We start from the raw sequence: 19,690 nt of genomic DNA, 5'->3' as shown, positions 1-19,690 counted from the left end.
TCGCTGGCGGTTCATTATTTCAATACAAAAAGTATTGAATGTGATGCAGGCAGAACCAGTCAGAGGCGGGGAGCCCGCGTGGGCTAGGGAAGAAATGGGGTCGATCCGTGCGCGACAGGCGCGGCGAGACGAGCGGCGACAGAGACAAGCGGCAGAAGGACCTTGAGGATGGACCGTTTCAAGCAGATCGAAACATTCGTACGTGTGGCCGAGGCGGGCAGCTTGGCGTCAGCGGCGTTGGAGGAGGGTGTCTCGCCCGTCATTCTCGGTCGTCGGATCGACGCGCTCGAGAAACGGCTCGGCGTGAAGCTGATGTACCGTTCGACGCGGCGGCTCGTCGTCAGCGAGGCCGGCGCCGCATTTCTCGAACGCTGCAAGGGGCTGCTCGCCGATTGGGACCAGGCGGAGAACGAGCTGGCCGCGGGGCGGCGCGCCGTCAGCGGGCATCTGATCGTGTCGGCCCCGGCCGCCTTCGGCCGCAAGCACGTCGCGCCCCTCGCGCCGGCATTCCTCACCGACAAGCCGGGGTTGCAGATGTCGTTCAACCTGACCGATCGCGTCGTCGACCTGGTCCGCGAGGGTTACGATTTGTCGATTCGCATCGGCGGGGCGGTGGATCCGAATTTCGTCGCCGTGAAGCTTGCGACGAATCGCCGCGTCGTCTGCGGCACGCCCGCCTATTTTGCGCGGCACGGCCGCCCGCGCTCGCTCGAAGATTTGCTCGGTCACAATTGCCTCGCCTTCAATCTGCAAGGCGGCCAGAACCGCGGCTGGTACTTCCAGCGCGGCGGCAAGCGCGTCACGATGCGCGTGGCCGGCTCGCTCGACTGCAACGACGGCGAGTTGTTGCACCGCTGGGCTACCGAAGGGCTCGGACTCGGCTGGCGCTCGACGTGGGAGATTGCCGAGCAGCTCGCGCGCGGCGAGCTCGAGACCGTCCTCGACGAGTTTGCGCTGCCCGAGTACGACATCCTGGCCGTCTACCCGCAGCAGCGCTATGTGCCGGCCAAAGTGAGGTATTTCATCGACTACCTGAAGGAAGTCTACGCACGGCCCGCATATTGGGGCGCGGTCGACGCCGATCAGCCGGCGGAGGATTAAGGGGCATCGAATTGCGCCCCGGCGGCCGTTGGGTTATACTTTCTGGCTTCTCACTTGCCACACCGGTTGGTCCGATCAACGAATCGGCCATCGACGCCCGGGTGGCTTCAATCCACAAGGAGTGTGTATGCGTCATTACGAAATCGTCTTTGTCGTACACCCCGATCAAAGCGAGCAAGTGCCCGCCATGATCGAGCGGTACAAATCCACGATTACCGCGCACGGTGGCAGCATCCACCGTATCGAAGACTGGGGCCGTCGCCAACTGGCCTACATGATCGAGAAACTCGCGAAGGCTCACTACGTCTGCATGAACATCGAATGCGACCAAGCTACGCTCGAAGAACTCGAGCACGCATTCAAGTTCAACGACGCCGTGCTGCGTCACCTGATCGTCAAGATGAAGAAGGCCGAAACGGCCCCGTCGCCGATGATGAAGGAAGTGCAGCGCGAAGAAGCCAAGAAGGCGGCTGCCTCGTCGCAACCGTCCGAAGCGCAGGCTTAACGGTATTCACGGTTTAAGCCACCTGGGTTCCATCGGTTTTTCGCCGCTCACGTGAATAGGCTGCAACTCACGGCCAGCGTGATCGAGCGCGAGCCGCTGCGCTATACGCCGGCGGGCGTGCCGATCGCGAGTTGTACGCTGCGGCACCGCGGGGAAGTCGTCGAAGCCGGCATCGCCCGGCAAATCGAATTGACGATGCCCGCGCTGGCGGCAGGCGTCGCGAGCGGGAGGCTCGAAACGTGTGAGATGGGCGTAGAGACGCTCTTCACCGGCTTCCTGGCGAAGAAAAGCCGCAATGCGAGAACCTTGGTGTTTCACATCACAGAATTGCAGGACATTGGAAAGGACTGAACATGCCCCGCCCGACTGGTAAGAAATTCGACAAGCGCCGTCAGCAACAAAACCCGCTTTTCAAGCGCAAGAAGTTTTGCCGCTTCACGGCAGCCAACGTCGATCATATCGACTACAAGGATCTCGATACGCTGAAGGACTTCATCGGCGAAAACGGCAAGATCACGCCGGCTCGTCTGACCGGTACGAAGTCGCACTATCAACGTCAGCTCGATACGGCGATCAAGCGTGCGCGTTTCCTCGCGCTCTTGCCGTACACCGACCTGCACAAGGCCTGATCAGGCGACGCGATAAGGAGAATCCGAATGCAAATCATTCTTTTGGAAAAAGTCGTCAACGTGGGCAACCTCGGCGACGTGGTCAAGGTCAAGGACGGCTATGCCCGTAACTTCCTGATCCCGCAAAAGCTGGCACGTCGTGCAACGAAGGCAACGATCGCCGAATTCGAAGTGCGTCGCGCCGAGCTCGAAAAGACCGCGGCCGAGAAGCTCGCTAGCGCGCAAGCGCAGGGCGAGAAGATGTCGGGCCTCACGGTCCAGATCGCACAGAAGGCCGGCGTCGACGGCCGCCTGTTCGGTTCGGTCACGAACGCCGACATCGCCGCAGCGCTGACGAAGCAAGGCTTCGCGGCGGAAAAGGCGCAAGTGCGCATGCCGCAAGGGCCGCTGAAGACGGTGGGCGACCACCCCGTGCAAGTTTCGCTGCACACCGACGTCCTGGTGGACGTGACGGTGTCGGTGCTCGGCGAGCACGCGTAAGTATCGCGAAGCGGTACCGGCCGAACCGGGCGTCGTTCCCGGTTTGGCTCACAGACTGAAGAGGGCAGGAGCCGGGGTGCCGGTTCCTGCCTTTTTTGTTTTGGCCTCGTTTTGCCTGCTGGCTAAGGCACGGCCATTTCGCGATAATGCCTCCCCATGAACGCACTGTCGAACGATCCGCAACTCGAATCGCTGAAAGTCCCGCCGCATTCGATCGAGGCCGAGCAATCGGTGCTCGGCGGCTTGCTGCTCGATAACGCCGCCTGGGATCGCATCGCCGATTTCCTGTCGCAGGGCGACTTCTACCGGTACGACCACCGCATTATTTACGATCACATCGGGCGGCTCATCGCGTCGACGCGGCCGGCCGACGTCGTGACGGTGTACGAAGCGCTGACCACGTCGGGCAAGGCGGAGGAGGTCGGGGGGCTCGCTTATCTGAACGCGCTCGCGCAAAACACGCCGAGCGCCGCGAATATCCGGCGCTATGCCGAGATCGTTCGTGACCGCGCCGTGTTGCGCCGGCTCGTTTCGGTCGCCGACGAGATCTCTGCCGATGCCTTCAACCCGCAGGGCAAGGAGGTGCGGCAACTGCTCGACGAGGCCGAATCGAAAGTATTTTCGATCGCCGAAGACGGCGCGCGCGGCACGCAAGGCTTCCTGGAAGTCGGCCCGCTGCTGACGCAGGTCGTCGAGCGCATCGACACGCTCTATCACACGGCCAATCCGAGCGACGTGACGGGCACGCCGACGGGCTTCGTCGATCTCGATCGGATGACCTCGGGCATGCACGGGGGCGAGTTGATCATCGTCGCCGGACGGCCGTCGATGGGCAAAACGGCCCTTTCCATGAACATCGGCGAATACGTCGCCGTGGAGTACGGGCTGCCGGTCGCCGTGTTTTCGATGGAAATGCCGGGTACGCAGCTCGTCATGCGGATGCTCGGCTCCGTCGGCCGGCTCGATCAGCATCGCATGCGCACGGGGCGCCTGACCGACGAAGATTGGCCCAAGCTCACGCATGCCGTGCAGAAAATGAGCGAAGCGCAGTTGTTCATCGACGAGACGGGCGGCCTGAACCCCATGGAGCTGCGCTCGCGGGCGCGACGCTTGGCGCGTCAATGCGGCAAGCTTGGGCTCATCATCGTCGATTACCTGCAACTGATGTCGGGCTCGTCGCAGGGCGAAAACCGTGCTACGGAAATTTCGGAAATTTCTCGATCGCTCAAGGGCCTCGCGAAGGAGCTCGACGTGCCGGTCATCGCGCTGTCGCAGCTCAATCGCGGCCTCGAACAGCGGCCGAACAAGCGGCCCGTGATGTCCGATCTGCGCGAGTCGGGTGCTATCGAACAGGACGCGGACGTCATTCTCTTCATTTACCGCGACGAAGTGTACAACCCCGACAGCCCTGACAAAGGCACGGCGGAGATCATCATCGGCAAGCAGCGTAATGGTCCGATCGGTCCCGTTCGGCTCACGTTCATGGGGCAATACACGAAGTTCGACAACTTCGCCGGGCCGCAGTCGTTCCACGGCGGCGAGTAGGCCAGCCGCGCGATCGTCGCCGCATCCCTGTTGCATTCTTGTTCGCGGGTACAACCGGGCGTTGGGCCCGATCGCATGACCCGGTACAATGTTGCAGTTTTATGTCAGCCCCAAAGAGCCGCTGCGCGCGGGTTCATTCTTTGAACCCACGCGCAGCGGGTTCTTTCTCGGCCCGGCGGTCATCGCCGCGTTGGCGTTGGGGCGCCCAATATGACCACCTATCGGGATCTCAATGTTCGGTCGCTTCATGCCCACCGAGGGCAAGTTCTTTGAAATGTTCAACGAGCACGCAAAGTGCATCGTCTCCGCGAGTGAGGAGCTTGAACGCCTCGTCGACAACCTCAGCGATGCCGAAGTGCACAAGCAGCGTGTGCAGGCCAACGAGAAAGCCGCGGATAAGCTGACGCACGAAACGATCGATCTGCTGCACAAGACGTTCATCACGCCGCTCGATCGCGACGAGATCCACAAGCTGATCACGACGATGGACGACATCCTCGATCTGATGGAGGACGTCGCGACGGCCGTCTCGCTCTACGACGTGCAGGCGATGACATCGGAAGCGAGCCAGCTCGCGCACATTTGCACGCAGACGGCCAAACATGTGCAAAGGGCCGTCAACATGCTGTCGGACATGAGCCAAGCGCGCCAGATCCTGGCGGCTTGCGAAGACATCGACCGCCTGGAATCGGAAGCCGATCGCGTGCTGCGCGCCGCCATGTCGAAGCTGTTCCGCGAAGAGGACGACGTCAAGACGCTGATCAAGCTCAAAGCCGTCTACGAGCTGCTCGAATCGATCACGGACAAGTGCGAGGATGTCGCGAACATCATCGAAGGCATCGTGTTGGAAAACGCTTAAGGCGGCCGGACCGAACCGATGCAATCGATCCAAGTCGCCATTTGGGTGCTCGTGACGCTGATCGCCGTCGCACTCCTCTTCGATTTCATGAACGGCTTTCACGACGCCGCGAACTCGATCGCGACCGTCGTCTCGACGGGTGTCCTCAAGCCGCAGCAGGCCGTCGCGTTTGCGGCCGCCTGCAATGTCATCGCCTATTTCATCTTTCACCTGAAGGTCGCGCAGATGGTCGGCAAGGGCACGATCGACCCGAAGATCGTCGACCATTACGTCATCTTCGGCGCGCTGGCCGGTGCGATCGTCTGGAACATCCTGACCTGGCGCTTCGGCATTCCGGCCAGTTCCTCGCATGCGCTAATCGGCGGGCTCGTCGGTGCGGCGCTCGCGAAGTCGGGCTGGTGGGCGTTGAACATCGACGGCATCATGAAGACGGTCGCGTTCATCTTCATCTCGCCGCTGCTCGGCTTCGTGCTGGGGTCGTTCTTCATGACGGCCGTGTCGTGGATCTACTTTCGAACGCCGCCAAGCAAGGTCGATCGCCGTTTCCGGCGTCTGCAGCTCATTTCGGCCGGCTTGTATAGCCTCGGGCACGGCGGCAACGATGCGCAGAAAACCATCGGCATCATCTGGATGCTGCTGATCGCCACCGGTTTTGCCTCGGCTACGGCTTCCGCGCCGCCGGTCTGGGTCATCGGCGCCTGCTATCTGTCGATGGGGTTCGGTACGCTCTTCGGCGGCTGGCGCATCGTGCGCACGATGGGGCAAAAGATCACGAAGCTCAAGCCTGTCGGTGGCTTTTGCGCCGAGGCGGGCGGCGCCATTACGCTGTTCGTGGCATCGTCGTTGGGCGTGCCCGTCTCGACAACCCACACGATCACGGGTGCGATCGTCGGCGTGGGTGCGACGCGCAAGCTGTCGGCCGTGCGCTGGGGCGTGGCCGGCAGCATCGTGTGGGCGTGGATATTGACGATTCCGGCCTCGGCGCTGCTCTCGGCGGCCGCCTGGTGGCTCGCGCATCGGTTTCTTTGAGTGGTGCCTAGGGCCGGGTATCCGAGTGAACCCGCCCTAGGTCATTGCGCGCCGTTGGCGAATCGCGCGATCGGATCGTCCGTGGTGGAACTCGGTGCGCGTTGAACGCTCGGTATCGTCGAAGCGCGCATGATTTGGAGGTGCGATTCCGTCGGCATCGGCTGAATCTGAACCCGCGGTGCACCGGCTTGCAGAGCCTGTTGTGCGGCCTGCGCGGCGGCGGGCGGGGGCGGCTCGAACGCGTCGGCTGCCGCATCGATTGGATCCTCGGCGCCCGTCGCGGCACCAGGCGCCGTCGAGGCGACCGGTGCGGCTGACTGGTTTGGCATCGGCGATGCGGCGGTTTGATCGGGTGTCGAGTTAGAACTGTTCGCTAGCGGCGGCGTCGATGAAATCGGCGCGCGAGCAGCCGCGACTGTCGCTTGCATCGGCGGTTCGGCGGGCGTTTGGGGTATCGCCGGCGGGGGCTGCGCCGCCAGTTCAGTCGGTGCATCGAACGGAGATGGGCGTTCGAGCGGCGGCGCCACACGCCGAATGCCGTCGAAGTGTCTCGCCCAGTACGGGTTCGTCAGATAGTCCAGCCGCACGGTACCCCCGGTCGACGGCGCATTCACGAAGCGCAGCTTCCCGACATAGATGCCGACATGCGAATGCGGCCTGCCTTCCGTGTTGAAGAAAATGAGATCGCCTGGCGCGATCTCGTCGGGCTCGATCGATTCGCCTCGGCGGCTCATCTCGGCCGTCGTTCGCGGAAGGTCGATATCGGCTGCGCGCGCGACGACGTATTTCACGAGGCCGCTGCAATCGAACCCGCTCTCTGGGGTATTGCCGCCCCAGCGATAGGGAATGCCGATGAGGCTCATCGCCTCGATCGAGATCTCTTCGCGGCCGATGCTGTGATCGACGAATCGCGGGGCGCCGGGCGGCATCGTCCGGAATGCGTTTTCCCCGGAGTTCGACACGCCGCCCGAGCGCATAGCCCGAGGCGGCGCGCTCGAGCACGCAGCCAACGACAGCACGACGAGAACGACAAGCCAAAGTCGCAGCATGGGATTGAAACCGAACGCATGGGGCGCGTGGCGCAGAGCGCGCCGTTAGGCGGCGAGCGGTATCAGTCATGCTCGCATGCGCCGTTGCGGGCGATAGTAGCCCTGCCGGCGGGCCTTCCGCAAGGATTCCTCATAAATTACTTGAAGTTGCGGGCGCAAGCGTTGCCGCGCCGATACGGTCAGAACACCTCGGAAGCGATGTTGCGGTCCCAAAATAAACGCCCGGCAAGCCGGGCGCTGAAGTATCGAGCATTCAAAGCGCGTTGAAAACCAGGGCAGCCGCGCCGCCCCGGCGAGCGCTCAGAGGATCTCGGACGCGTAATCTGCGAGCCGCGAACGTTCGCCGCGCGCAAGCGTGACGTGCCCACTGTGCGCCCACCCCTTGAAGCGATCGACGACGTAGGTGAGCCCCGAGCTGCCTTCGGTCAGGTACGGCGTGTCGATCTGCGCGATGTTGCCGAGGCAGACGATCTTCGTGCCCGGGCCCGCCCGCGTGACGAGCGTCTTCATCTGCTTGGGCGTCAGGTTTTGTGCTTCATCGATGATGAGGTACTTGTCGACGAAGGTACGCCCGCGCATGAAGTTCATGCTCTTGACCTTCAAGCGCGAGCGAATCAATTCCTGCGTGGCCGCGCGGCCCCATTCGCCGGCGCTGTCGTCGGTCCTTTGCAGCACTTCGAGGTTGTCATCGAATGCGCCCATCCACGGCTGCATCTTCTCTTCCTCGGTGCCGGGCAAAAAGCCGATGTCCTCGCCGACGGGGACGGTCGCCCGCGTGACGATGATCTCGTTGTAGCGCTTTTCGTCGAGCACTTGCGCGAGACCGGCCGCCAGCGCGACGAGCGTCTTGCCCGTGCCGGCTTGGCCCAGCAGCGTCACGAAGTCGATGTCGGGGTTCATGAGCAGGTTCAGTGCGAAGTTCTGCTCGCGATTTCTCGCCGTGATGCCCCAGACATTGTTCTTGTTATGGCTATAGTCGCGCAGCGTTTGCAGCACGGCCGTCTTGCCGTTCAATTCGCGCACGATCGCCTGGAACGGCGGCTCCCCCGTTTGCGGCTCGAGATAGAGGAACTCGTTGACGAGCAACGATGGGCACAGTGGCCCCGTCACGCGGTAATAGGTGGTGCCCGTCTTGTTGTCCTGCCAGCTCTCCATGCCTTTCGCATGCTTCGTCCAGAAATCGGCGGGCAGGGCGCGTACGCCCGAGAACAGCAGGTCCTTGTCCTCGAGCACTTGGTCATTGAAGTAATCCTCGGCCGGCAGGCCCAGCGCGTGGGCCTTGATCCGCATGTTGATGTCTTTCGACACCAGCACGACCTGGCGGTCCTCGCGATCGCGCTGCAGCGCACGGACGACGCCAAGGATCTGGTTGTCGGCTTTGCCTTGCGGCAGCCCTTCGACGGGTTCGATGTCGGCGAGCTTGGTCTGGAAATACAGCCGCCCCAGCGCCTCGCGGCTGCCCAGCCGAGAGAGCGGCAGCCCCTCGCCGATCGGGCCGGCATTGGCCACGAGCGAATCGAGCGTGCGGCTCACTTGACGTGCGTTGCGCGCGACTTCGGACATGCCCTTCTTGTGATTGTCGAGTTCCTCGAGCGTCATCATCGGCAGATAGACGTCGTGTTCCTCGAAGCGGAAAAGGCAGGTCGGATCGTGCATCAGCACGTTCGTATCGAGCACGAACAGCTTGTGCAACTCGGTTTCCGCAGAGGCTGTCTTACGCGAGCGTGGATTGACGACGCCACGCGCAACGGGTGCTTCCGACGGCTGCTTGGCGGCGGCGGGCGTGTCCTTGCGGGCCTGCACGGGGGCGACGGCAGGCGGCGGGCTCTGCAGCAGGGCGGCAGTTTGCTTTGGCTTGCGACCGCGTGTAGCGGCAGCCTGCTCGGCGACGGCGGGCGAAGACGGCAGCGGACGCAGTGTCGCTTCCGCGTTGGCGGCGGAGCCCATCGGGGCGGCGACGTGCGCGGTTGCGCCATACTCGGCCGCCTCTGCTTGCTCCCCAGTCGTTCCCTGTTTTTTTGCGCTTCGCGCCGGCCTGGCTTTGGCCTTGAATTCATCGGGCGGCAGTAGGCTGCCGAGCTTGCTGGGCGGGGTAGGCAAAGGCATGGTTTCCCTCAAAGAATCGGGTCGCATCTCATGCGCGGCCGAACGCTCGGTCCTCGTTCGCAGGGCGAGCCTTCAAGCTGCGCGTTTCAGGTTTCGGTTCGCCGGTTCGCCTAGATTTCGATCAGCTCCTTCGCTAAAAAGCCGGCGGCGGGGCAATGCCTGGCCGCCGAAAAACAAAAAAGCCGCCGCTCCTGTTGCGATGGAGCAAGCGGCTCGATTTCGAGCATCGCGCAGCGCCTGACGGATGAAACGTCGACCGGATCGACGAAACCGGCGCTCGAGCGAACAAAACGAAGTGAACGGGAACTCATTGCAACGCAATATAACGCGCGTCAAAGTCCTTGTACAGCCTCGAGCGTGTCGTCCACATGGCCCGGTACTTTTACCCCGCGCCATTCGCGCCGCAAGACGCCGTTCGCATCGATCAGGAACGTCGAACGTTCGATGCCGCGTACTTCCTTGCCATACATCTTTTTCATCTTGATGACGTCGAACAGCGAGCAGAGCACCTCGTCGGCGTCCGAAATCAACGGAAACGGCAATTCGAGTTTCGCCCTGAAGTTTTCGTGCGACCGCAGACTGTCGCGCGAGACGCCGACGATTTCGGCGCCCGCCTTCTTGAATTTCGGGTACAGGTCGCGAAATTGCAAGCCCTCGGTGGTGCAACCCGGCGTGTTGTCCTTCGGATAGAAGTACAGCACCACCTTTTTCCCGCGCAGGCCGGACAGCGTGATCTCGCCGCCCGTCGCAGGGGCTGAAAAATCGGGGACGGGTTGGTCGACTGCAATGGGCACGTGGTTCTCCTGTTTTTATCGCGCAAGTGGTCGAGTGGGCCGACGCGGGCGGCGAAGCCGCCAGAGCGCCCGAGCGGCGGGGCGGTCAGTCCGGCTGGACGATCAGCTCGCCCGAGCGGCCGGGAATCGCACCCCATGTGACAGGGTACGATGGCAGCAGATCGCGGTCCAGCGCGGCATGGTAATCGCCCATCGTCGCAAACGTGTGACCTTGCGCGTGCCAGCCCGCGAGCAGACGCTCGAAGAGGGGCGCGAGCTTCTGGCCTTCGAGTTCGGCGTGCAGCGTGAAGACTTGATCCCGCGGGCTGCGTTCCGTGGCGGCGAGCAGGCGTTCGGCGACGTTCGTTTCGTCGCAGCCGTCCACGCCGAGGAGTTCGTCGAGCGTCGGCAGCGTGGTCGGCAACTGTACGTGCGCGAGCGTTTTGCCTTGGACAACGGGCCGGTACGGCGAGTGTCCGCGGCCATCCGAAGCGTAGCTCATGCCCCAAGCGTCGATTTGTTCGAAGGCATGCTCGTTCATTTGCCATCCGGCCGAGCCGTGCGTGGCAGGGGGCGCACCGAAAATTTCGACGAAACGGGCAAAGCTTTTCTGCATCTCGCCGGTGGTCCAATCACGACTGCGCGCACGCACGTTGTCTTGCCAATAGACGTGATCCCACGTGTGGATGCCGCACTCGAAGCCGGCTTCGTGGATCGCACGCATCTCGGCGGCGCCGCGCCGGCCGATGTCGGGGCCTGGCAGCAGCACACCGTACATCAGTTGCTTGATGCCGTAGTGTTCGACCACCGAGGTGCGCGACACCTTCTTCAAGAATCCGGGCCGCAAGACACGCCGCAGCGCCCAGCCCGTATGGTCCGGGCCAAGACTGAACAGGAAGGTCGCGCGCGCTTTGAAGCGGTCGAGCATGCGCGCGAGATTGGGCACGCCCTCGCGCGTACCGCGCAGCGTGTCGACGTCGATTTTTAGAACGATACGGGGCAAAGAAAAACCTCGGGGCGTGACGGCTGCGCGGCGAAGCCGCGGTTATTGTTGCTCGACGAGTGCGCGGGCGTCGGCAACGTGGCCGCGGTACGCTTCGAAGATTTTGCGCAGCGCGTCGTCGAACGTCGCCAGCGGCGCCCAGTCGAGTTCGGCCATCGTGTTATCGATCTTCGGCACGCGGTTTTGGACGTCTTGATAGCCCTTGCCGTAATAGGCGCCCGACGACGTTTCGACGAGCTGAACGGCCTTGGCCGACTCGGCGTATTCGGGGTACTCGGCCGCCAGCGCGAGCATCTTGTGCGCGAGCTCGCGCACCGAGAAGTTGTTCGTCGGATTGCCGATGTTGTAGATCTTGCCCGAGGCGATGCCGTTCGCATTGTCGATGATCTTCATCAACGCGCTGATGCCGTCGTCGATATCCGTGAACGCGCGCTTTTGCGAGCCGCCGTCCACGAGACTGATGTTCTCGCCGCGCACGATGTGGCCGAGGAACTGCGTGACCACGCGCGAGCTGCCTTCCTTGGGCGTGTAAATCGAATCGAGGCCCGGCCCGATCCAGTTGAACGGGCGGAACAGCGTGAAATTCAGGCCTTCCTGCATGCCGTAGCCCCAGATCACGCGATCCATGAGTTGCTTCGAGCAGGCGTAGATCCAGCGCGGCTTGTTGATCGGGCCGTAAGTGAGCGCCGAGGCTTCCGGATCGAACGCTTCGTCGGCGCACATGCCGTAGACCTCGGACGTCGACGGAAACACGAGATGCTTGCGGTACTTCACGGCCGAACGCACGATCGGCAGGTTCGCTTCGAAGTCGAGCTCGAATACGCGCAGCGGCTGTTGCACGTACGTGGCGGGCGTGGCGATTGCCACGAGCGGCAGGATCACGTCGCACTTCTTCACGTGATATTCGACCCACTCCTTGTTGATCGTGATGTCGCCTTCGAAGAAGTGCATCCGCTCGTGCTGCGTCAGATCGCCGAGCCGGTCCGTTTGCATGTCCATGCCGAACACTTCCCAGTCGGTCGTCTCGAGGATGCGCTTGGACAGATGATGGCCGATGAAGCCATTGACGCCGAGAATGAGGACTTTTTTAGCGGAACCTTCGGTTTTCATGGATGACTGGAACGGTGAGTGAGCTGGACGAACTGCGCAGGGGTGACGACGGTTTCTTGCCCGTCGCGCTGATGCCGCAGTTCGGAAATGAGGATGGCGCGGCCATCGCCGCACACGCCAAAGCACGCATTATCGCTCACGTGCAGACCGAGGGGCAAATTGGCCAGGCCGGCGCGGCCTACGGCTTCGAGGCTCGCCGGGCGCGCGCACGCGATGACGAAGCGCTCGCCGCCCACCTCGGTGAATGCGCCCGGGTATGGCGGGGCGACGGCACGCACGAGGTTGTACACCTGTTGCGCCGGCTTGGACCAGTCGATGCGGCCGTCTTCGGGCTTGCGTCCACCGAAATAACTACCCCGCGCGAGGTCGTTCGGCAAATGCGGTGCCTCGCCGGCCAGCAGCGCGGGCAGCACGCGCCAGAGCGACTGCTCGGCGGCCACCGTCACTTTGTCGAATACGTCCTGGGCCGTGTCGTCGGGCAGGATCGGTACGCTCGTTTGCGCGACGATCGCACCGGCGTCGGGCTTGGCCGCCATTTCATGCAGCGTCGCGCCCGTCTCGGTCTCGCCATTGAGAACGGCCCAATTCGTCGGTACGCGCCCCCGATACTTGGGCAGCAGCGAGCCGTGCATGTTGTAGGCGCCGCGCGGCGCGAGCGCGAGCAAGCCGGCCGGCAGCATGTGCCGGTAGTAGAACGAGAAGACGAAATCGGGCTGGGCACGCGCGACGGCGTCGCGCAGCGAGGTGCTCATCGGATCGGCGGGCGTGATCGTCTCGATACCATGCTCGGCCGCGACTTGCGCGACGCTGCCGAACCAGATGCGCTCGGCCGGGTTGTCCTCGTGCGTGACGACGAGCGCGACGTCGACGCCGCGCGCGAGCAGCACCCGCAGGCAGCGGACGCCGACGTTGTGGTAAGCGAAGACGACGGCGCGCGGCTTCATCGGTTGCGCTCCTCGGGATGGGCGTGCCGCATGGCGTCGACGCCGCCGGCGACGGCCGGGGCTGTGGCAGCCGGCGGCACGTCGCCCGGTCGTGCTTCGAGCACCGTTTGCACGAGGTAGCGAGGCCGTGCGCGCACTTGTTGATAGATGCGGCCGATATATTCGCCGAGCAGTCCGAGCGCGAAGATGATCACGCCGAGCATGAAAAACGTGATGGCGAACAGCGTGAACACGCCTTGCACTTCGGCGCCGATCACGAAGCGGCGCACCACGAGCAGCAGGAACAAGCCCGCCGAGCCCATCGACAAGATCACGCCGATGAACGAAAGCCATTGCAGCGGCACGACGGAGAAGCCCGTCACGAGGTCGAAATTCAGGCGGATGAGGCTGTAGAGCGAGTACTTCGACTCCCCTGCGAACCGTTCCTCGTGCGCGACCTCGACTTCGATCGGCTTTTGCGCGAACGTGTAGGCGAGGGCCGGGATGAACGTATTGACTTCGCCGCAACGGTTGATCGTGTCGATGATTTGACGGCTGTATGCACGCAGCATGCAGCCTTGGTCGGTCATCTTGATGTGCGTGATGCGCTCGCGCAGACGATTCATCGCGCGCGAGGCCTTGCGGCGCCAGAGCGTGTCCTGCCGCTGCATACGGATCGAGCCGACGTAGTCGTAGCCTTCGCGCATCTTCGCGACGAGCTTGCCGATCTCCTCGGGCGGATTTTGCAGATCGGCGTCGAGCGTGATGACGATCTCGCCGCGCACGGCTTCGAAGCCGGCGAGGATCGCCATGTGCTGCCCGTAGTTGCCGTTGAGCAGCACCACGCGCGTCGTGTCGGGGCGCGCGCGGAACTGCTCGGCGAGCAGCGCGGCCGATTTGTCGCGGCTGCCGTCGTTGATGAAGATGACTTCGTAGGTGCCGCCCATCTCGTCGAGCGCCGGATAGAGGCGCGCAAATAGCGCGTGCAGCCCCGCCTCTTCGTTGTAGACGGGGATGATGATGGAGACTTCCGGCAGCGCCGATCGGTGTTCCGTGTAACTCATATCCGCTTATTTCCCATATTGTTCGCAGATCTCGTTGACGGCCCCGCACACGCGCGCCACGTCACGCTCGGTCATCAGCGTAAACATCGGCAGCGTGAGCGTCGTCGCGCCGAAGCGCTCGGCGTGCGGGAACATGCCGGGCGCGAAACCGCGCGCACGGTAGAGCGTGAACAGATGCATCGCCGGGTAGTGCACGCCCGAGCCGATCCGATAATCTTCGTGCAGCTTTTGCATGAAGCCGGCGCGATCGATCGTCAGTCGCTCCGCGGGCAGCGTGATCTGGAACATGTGCCAATTGCCGTTGTCGAAATCCGCCTTCGGCAGCCCGATGCCGAGCGCGAGCGCGGTGCCGCCTTCGAACCCCGCGAAGTAGGCGCGCGCGAGCTTCTTGCGCTGAGCCAGGAACCGCTCCATGTGGGCAAGCTGACCCAGCCCGACGCGCGCCGCCACGTCGGTCAGATTGTACTTGCCGCCGAGCACGTCGCAGTCCATGCCGTCGTAGCCTTGACGCGTAACGCCCTGCAGCCGGTACTTGCGCGCCAGTTCGGCTTCGTCTTCGTTATTGAGCACGAGTGCGCCGCCTTCGATCGACGTCAGGTTCTTGTTCGCGTGGAAGCTGAACGAGACGATGTCGCCGAGCTTGCCGACGCGCTCTCCGCGCCAGCTCGAGCCGAATGCCTGCGCGGCATCCTCGATCACGCGCAGCTTGTAGGCGCGCGCAATGTCGTAGAGGCGATCCATATCGACGGGCAACCCGGCCAGATGGACCGGGATGATTGCCTTCGTGCGCGGCGTGATGGCCTTTTCGAGCAGGTTCAGGTCGATGTTGCGCGTTACGGGGTCGATGTCGACGAAAACGGGCGTCGCGCCGACCTCGAGAATCACGTTGGCCGTGGCCACCCACGACGCCGGCGTCGTGATCACTTCGTTGCCTGCGCCCACGCCGGCGATGCGCAATCCCACCTCGAGCGTTGCCGTGCCGGAGTTGAACGTGCGTACCGGGCGGCCGCCGCAAAACGCCGAGAGCTGCTGTTCGAACGCCTGGTTTTGCGGGCCCGTCGTGATCCAGCCCGAGCGCAGCACCTCGGCGACGCCGGCGATCGTTTCCTCGTCGATCTCGGGACGCACGAAAGGCAGGAAAGGAAGAGAGTCTTGGGTCATGGGTGTTGCTCGAATACGGAGTAATTAGGGTTATAGCGGCGCTCGTGATGGCGCCGCGTGCTTGTTCGTCTTTGCATCGCGAAGCGCGATCGTCGCTTCGCCGCGCGCTCAGCTTCGCGCCAGCACGACCACGCCGAGCAAGATGATGCCGATGCCGACGAGACGCTGCAGGCTCAGCACTTCGCCGAACAAATACCAGGCCGCGAAGGCGTTGACCACGTAGCCGAGCGAAAGCATCGGATAGGCGATCGACACGTCGACGCGCGAGAGGCCGACGATCCAGACGACGACGCTGACGACGTAGCAACCGAGGCCGCAGAGGATCGGGAGCTGCATCGCGAGCTTCAGGCCGATCGGCAGAATGTTCGCACGGGTGAATTCGAAGTGTCCAACGGCATTCACGCCGGCCTTCAGCAACAGTTGCGCGCCGGCGTTCAGCGCGACGCCCGTCAGGATGCAGAAAAGAGATATCGGGTTCATCGAATAGGCGGTGGGTTGTGCCGGCTGGGTGGTGGTCATGGCTTTTCGACGACGACGCGTCGGGTATCGCGCGCGATCACGCGCATCGGCACGTGCTGGGCAACGAGCGTGTCGTAGACGTCGGGCGGCATCAGGGCAAGCGCATGCGGGTCGGCCTTCCAGCGCACGATCCACTCGGCGACGGTCGGCACCCACTTGGACGGCTCTTGCGTGACGCCGAAGCGCAACTCGTCGGGGCTGGCGACCATGATCATCGTGTGGCCGACGTAGAACGGCATCGTATGGTCGAGCACGTCGACCGAATAGAACGGCGTGTCGGCCGGCTGCTGCGCGAGCGCCGCCTTGACGGCCGGCGCGAGCAACACCCCCGAGCTTTGGCGGCCGAACACTTCGTGCCCGGCGCCGGCGATCGTGCAAAGCATCACCCAGGCCGCGCCGAAAGCGATGGCCGAGGGCAGCACGCCACGCTCGGCGCGGCGCAGCACGACGAGGGCGGCCAGCGTCAGAGCGAAGGCAACGCCGATCGCCGCGAACACCCAGACGCGAAATTCGCGGTACAGCGCATTCGGCGTACGCGCGTCGCCGAAGCGCGCGATGAAGACGGCGGCGATCGCCGCAACGACGAGAAACGCGCCATAACCGAGCAGATGGCGATGCCAGGCTCGGCGCGAGACGTGCGGGAGGTACGCGCCGATGACGAGTGCGAGCGCCGGTGCGATCGGCAGCACGTACGACACCAGCTTCGAGTGGGACGCGCTGAAGAACAGAAAGATGAACACGCACCAGATCACGAGCAGCTTGTCCGGCGCGAATCCGTTCCGCTGCCTGGGCTGCGCGAGCGCGCGGCGAATGCTCTGCCAAGCGAGCGACAACCAGGGCAGGAAGCCCACGAGCATGACCCATACGAAGTAGTAGACGGGGCCCGGCCGGTTTTGCTCGGGTGTCAGATATCGGTCGAATTGCTGGACGATGAAGAAGAACTTGAAGAACTCGGGGTTACGCGCTTGCACGAGCACGAACCAGGGGGTTGCGATCGCGAAGAAGACGACGAGGCCGCTTGGCAGATAGAGGCGCTTCCAGAGCGCCCAGTCGCGCTCGATCAGCGTGTAGAGGACGAGTACCGCCCCCGGCAGCAGAACGCCGATGAGGCCCTTGGACAGTACGGCGAGCGCCATCGCCGCCCAGCACAGCCACATCCAGAGCCGAGCTTCGCGCGCGCCGATGCCGACACGCTGCGCGAGCAACATCGCGCACAGCGTGACCTCCATCCAAAACGCAAGCCCCATGTCGAGCGTGTTGAAGTGGCCCATCAATTGCCAGTACGGCGCACTCGCGAGCACGAGCGCGGTGGCGATGCCGGCTGTCCGATTCACGAGGCGAGCGCTCGTGTAGCCGGCGAAGAGCATGCCGGCAAAACCCGTGAGCGCGGTGTAGAGCCGCGCCTGCCACTCGCCGATGCCGAACCAGGCGAACGTCAGGGCGTTCATCCAGGTTTGCAGCGGCGGCTTTTCGAAGTACTTGTAGCCGTTGTAGCGCGGCGTGATCCAGTCACCGGTCAAAAACATTTCTCGCGCCATCTCGGCGTAGCGGCCCTCGTCGCTCGGCACGAGGTGTCGCCAGCCCAAGGGGACGAACCAGAGGAGCGCGAGGGCAACGATCAGCAATACGACGGCGACAGGGCCGACGGGCCAGGGCGTCGTCGCGCCGCTCGGTGGCGCGGTGCGGTCGGATTGAACGGCGCCGTTGGCGCGGGAATAACGTTGAAGCGGCATGGAGGCGGCGTGATTCTCTATCGGTGTCGGCCAAAGGCGGTGGGCGTGCGCATGCTCGCGCGCGAGCGGTCCGGCGCGGGCCAGCGGGGCGCTCGCGCGTTCATTGCTCGATGAGCAGGGCCGCGGCTACGCGCCGGCCTTCGGCCATCAGGATGTTGTACGTGCGGCAGGCCGCCATGAAGTCCATCGTCTCGATGCCGATGCGGCGGGCCGCGAGCGGCGCCGTGAGCCGAGGGTGAGGAAAGCGCAGGCGCGCGCCGCTGCCGAATACGACGACTTCGGGCGCCTGCTCGAGCAGAAGCGCGAAATGCTCGGGCGCGAGCGCGTCGAACGACGACACGGGCCATGTGAGCACCGGCGCGTCGGGCAGCAGCAAGATGCTGCTTTCATGGCGCACGAGATTGACGTCCACGTAATGGGCGCCATAACCGGTCACCGTGTTGAGGGCGCCGCTTGGGTCCGGATGTAATTTCAAATCGGTTTCCGTAGTTCTGTCGGGCGGGCCGAGGCCTGCATCGAGGCCCGCATCGAGGCCCGCATCGAGGCCAAAAGGGGCTCTCGCGATAAATGGTGCATTGCGAAAGTCGGCCGAAATCCGCTAAATTATAACTTTTTAGCCGCCCTGCGGCGCCCAGCATCGTGCTCGCGCGCGAGCGAATCCCCGCCTCGCCCCGTTCGTGCGCCACAAGCGCGTCGTCAGCCAGGGCTGGCCAGCCGCGCGCATTTCACCCGGCGAAATCGTCGCCGCCCGGGCGCAGCAACGCTTTCGCGCACGCCGATCGCCCTTTTTCGATCGGCCGGCGCCCCGTCTTTCGGCCCTCCCCAGGAACTGTGTCCGCCGTGAAACCGATTCTGAAATCGAACAAGCTGCTCAACGTCTGCTACGACATCCGCGGACCCGTGCTCGAACACGCGAAGCGCCTGGAGGAAGACGGGCATCGCATCATCAAGCTCAACATCGGCAATCTGGCGCCGTTCGGGTTCGATGCGCCCGACGAGATCATCCAGGACATGATCCGCAATCTGTCGGCCTCCTCGGGCTATTCGGATTCGAAAGGCGTATTCGCCGCGCGCAAGGCGATCATGCATTACTCGCAGCAAAAGGGCGTGGCCGGGGTCGAACTCGACGACATCTACATCGGCAACGGCGCATCCGAACTGATCGTGATGTCGATGCAGGCGCTGCTCAACGATGGCGACGAAGTGCTGCTGCCGGCGCCCGACTATCCGCTCTGGACGGCCGCGGTCAGCCTCTCGGGCGGCACGCCCGTCCACTATTTGTGCGACGAGTCGAACGCGTGGATGCCCGACCTCGACGATCTGCGCGCCAAGATCACGCCGCGCACTCGCGCGCTTGTCGTCATCAATCCGAACAACCCGACCGGCGCGCTGTATTCGGACGAGCTTTTGCTCGATCTGCTCGAAATCGCCCGCCAGCATGGGCTCGTCGTGTTTGCCGACGAGGTCTACGACAAGATCGTCTACGACGGCAAAAAGCACACGTCGCTTGCGGCGCTGTCGGAAGACGTGCTGACCGTGACGTTCAACAGCCTGTCCAAGAGCTACCGCTCGTGCGGCTATCGCGCGGGTTGGATGTACGTCTCGGGCCTGACGGGCGAGAATCGCCGCCACGCCAAGGATTATTTCGAGGGGCTCGGCATCCTCGCGTCGATGCGGCTGTGCCCGAACGTGCCGGGACAGTATGCGATCCAGACGGCGCTCGGCGGCTATCAGAGCATCAACGATCTCATTGCGCCGCCGAACGGGCGTCTTTACCGGCAGCGCCAGGTCGCCTACGAGATGCTCAACGCGATTCCCGGCGTGAGCTGCGTCAAGCCCGAAGCGGCCTTGTACATGTTCCCGCGGCTCGACCCGAAGATCTACCCGATCGAGAACGATCAACAATTCATTCTCGATCTGCTGCTCGAAGAACGCGTGCTGCTCGTACAGGGTACAGGCTTCAATTGGCCGCGGCCCGATCATTTCCGGGTCGTGTTTTTGCCGAACGTCGACGATCTGACCGACTCGATCAACCGCATCGGGCGCTTTCTCGAAGGCTATCGCAAGCGCTACGGCACCTAGCCGCACACGGCCGGCAGGG

The 19,690-nt window shown here is 63.6% G+C and carries 20 protein-coding genes; 9 read left to right on the top strand and 11 right to left on the bottom strand.

Annotated features, from left to right (window positions below; genetic code table 11):
• The first annotated feature begins 168 nt into the window (after positions 1–168).
• The 8 genes from J3485_RS10245 to J3485_RS10210 all read left to right on the top strand — a co-directional run bounded on the left by J3485_RS10245 (position 169) and on the right by J3485_RS10210 (position 6,148).
• On the top strand, positions 169–1,101 hold the full coding sequence (locus J3485_RS10245; RefSeq protein ID WP_206952356.1) for a LysR family transcriptional regulator: 933 nt from the start codon (positions 169–171) through the stop codon (positions 1,099–1,101).
• A 127-nt stretch (positions 1,102–1,228) separates the two neighbouring features.
• Positions 1,229–1,606, top strand: coding sequence for a 30S ribosomal protein S6 (gene rpsF / locus J3485_RS10240; protein WP_206952355.1), 378 nt, complete (start codon positions 1,229–1,231; stop codon positions 1,604–1,606).
• Positions 1,607–1,657: 51 nt separating this feature from the next.
• A complete protein-coding gene (gene priB / locus J3485_RS10235; RefSeq protein WP_206952354.1) occupies positions 1,658–1,957 on the top strand; it encodes a primosomal replication protein N in 300 nt (99 codons plus the stop codon).
• A gap of 2 nt (positions 1,958–1,959) precedes the next feature.
• Positions 1,960–2,235: a 30S ribosomal protein S18 gene (rpsR, locus tag J3485_RS10230; protein ID WP_206952353.1), complete on the top strand. Its 276-nt coding sequence runs from the start codon at positions 1,960–1,962 to the stop codon at positions 2,233–2,235.
• A 27-nt stretch (positions 2,236–2,262) separates the two neighbouring features.
• Complete coding sequence (gene rplI / locus J3485_RS10225) at positions 2,263–2,715, top strand: 50S ribosomal protein L9 (RefSeq protein ID WP_206952352.1); 453 nt, start codon at positions 2,263–2,265, stop codon at positions 2,713–2,715.
• A gap of 156 nt (positions 2,716–2,871) precedes the next feature.
• The gene (locus J3485_RS10220; protein ID WP_206952351.1) at positions 2,872–4,260 is read left to right on the top strand and encodes a replicative DNA helicase; all 1,389 of its coding nucleotides are present in this window, start codon (positions 2,872–2,874) and stop codon (positions 4,258–4,260) included.
• A 232-nt stretch (positions 4,261–4,492) separates the two neighbouring features.
• Complete coding sequence (locus J3485_RS10215) at positions 4,493–5,119, top strand: DUF47 domain-containing protein (protein ID WP_206952350.1); 627 nt, start codon at positions 4,493–4,495, stop codon at positions 5,117–5,119.
• Between the two features lie 18 nt (positions 5,120–5,137).
• Positions 5,138–6,148, top strand: coding sequence for an inorganic phosphate transporter (locus J3485_RS10210; RefSeq protein WP_206952349.1), 1,011 nt, complete (start codon positions 5,138–5,140; stop codon positions 6,146–6,148).
• A 41-nt stretch (positions 6,149–6,189) separates the two neighbouring features.
• On the opposite strand, the gene J3485_RS10205 is transcribed toward J3485_RS10210, so the two are convergent.
• The 11 genes from J3485_RS10205 to J3485_RS10155 form a co-directional block, all read right to left on the bottom strand.
• A complete protein-coding gene (locus tag J3485_RS10205) occupies positions 6,190–7,197 on the bottom strand; it encodes a C40 family peptidase (protein WP_206952348.1) in 1,008 nt (335 codons plus the stop codon).
• A gap of 300 nt (positions 7,198–7,497) precedes the next feature.
• Positions 7,498–9,303 carry a PhoH family protein gene (locus tag J3485_RS10200; RefSeq protein WP_206952347.1) on the bottom strand — a complete coding sequence of 602 codons (1,806 nt, stop codon included), beginning with the start codon at positions 9,301–9,303 and terminating at the stop codon, positions 7,498–7,500.
• Between the two features lie 332 nt (positions 9,304–9,635).
• Positions 9,636–10,097, bottom strand: a complete 462-nt coding sequence (locus J3485_RS10195) for a peroxiredoxin (protein WP_206952346.1) — start codon at positions 10,095–10,097, stop codon at positions 9,636–9,638.
• An 85-nt stretch (positions 10,098–10,182) separates the two neighbouring features.
• Complete coding sequence (locus J3485_RS10190; RefSeq protein WP_206952345.1) at positions 10,183–11,079, bottom strand: polysaccharide deacetylase family protein; 897 nt, start codon at positions 11,077–11,079, stop codon at positions 10,183–10,185.
• A 42-nt stretch (positions 11,080–11,121) separates the two neighbouring features.
• Positions 11,122–12,189, bottom strand: a complete 1,068-nt coding sequence (locus tag J3485_RS10185) for a bifunctional UDP-4-keto-pentose/UDP-xylose synthase (protein WP_206952344.1) — start codon at positions 12,187–12,189, stop codon at positions 11,122–11,124.
• On the bottom strand, positions 12,186–13,133 hold the full coding sequence (locus J3485_RS10180; RefSeq protein ID WP_206952343.1) for a formyltransferase: 948 nt from the start codon (positions 13,131–13,133) through the stop codon (positions 12,186–12,188). Before J3485_RS10180 ends, J3485_RS10185 begins: the two co-directional genes overlap by 4 nt.
• Positions 13,130–14,176: a glycosyltransferase gene (locus J3485_RS10175; protein WP_242538541.1), complete on the bottom strand. Its 1,047-nt coding sequence runs from the start codon at positions 14,174–14,176 to the stop codon at positions 13,130–13,132. The genes J3485_RS10180 and J3485_RS10175 overlap by 4 nt, the downstream gene beginning before the upstream one ends.
• Positions 14,177–14,182: 6 nt before the next feature.
• On the bottom strand, positions 14,183–15,337 hold the full coding sequence (locus J3485_RS10170) for a DegT/DnrJ/EryC1/StrS family aminotransferase (RefSeq protein ID WP_206952342.1): 1,155 nt from the start codon (positions 15,335–15,337) through the stop codon (positions 14,183–14,185).
• A 108-nt stretch (positions 15,338–15,445) separates the two neighbouring features.
• Complete coding sequence (locus J3485_RS10165) at positions 15,446–15,817, bottom strand: SMR family transporter (protein WP_206955751.1); 372 nt, start codon at positions 15,815–15,817, stop codon at positions 15,446–15,448.
• A gap of 35 nt (positions 15,818–15,852) precedes the next feature.
• Positions 15,853–17,589: a glycosyltransferase family 39 protein gene (locus J3485_RS10160; protein ID WP_206952341.1), complete on the bottom strand. Its 1,737-nt coding sequence runs from the start codon at positions 17,587–17,589 to the stop codon at positions 15,853–15,855.
• A gap of 100 nt (positions 17,590–17,689) precedes the next feature.
• Entirely contained in the window at positions 17,690–18,064 is a 375-nt protein-coding gene (locus tag J3485_RS10155; protein ID WP_242538540.1) for an Mth938-like domain-containing protein, read from the bottom strand.
• 356 nt (positions 18,065–18,420) lie between these two features.
• Here J3485_RS10155 and J3485_RS10150 point away from each other — a divergent pair, with 356 nt between their 5' ends.
• Entirely contained in the window at positions 18,421–19,671 is a 1,251-nt protein-coding gene (locus J3485_RS10150) for a pyridoxal phosphate-dependent aminotransferase (protein WP_309477001.1), read from the top strand.
• The last annotated feature ends 19 nt before the right edge of the window (positions 19,672–19,690 follow it).

The sequence above is a fragment of the Trinickia acidisoli genome (assembly GCF_017315725.1).
Lineage (GTDB): Bacteria > Pseudomonadota > Gammaproteobacteria > Burkholderiales > Burkholderiaceae > Trinickia > Trinickia acidisoli.
Note: the sequence above shows the minus strand (reverse complement) of the source record. Positions and strands in the feature narration are given on the sequence as shown.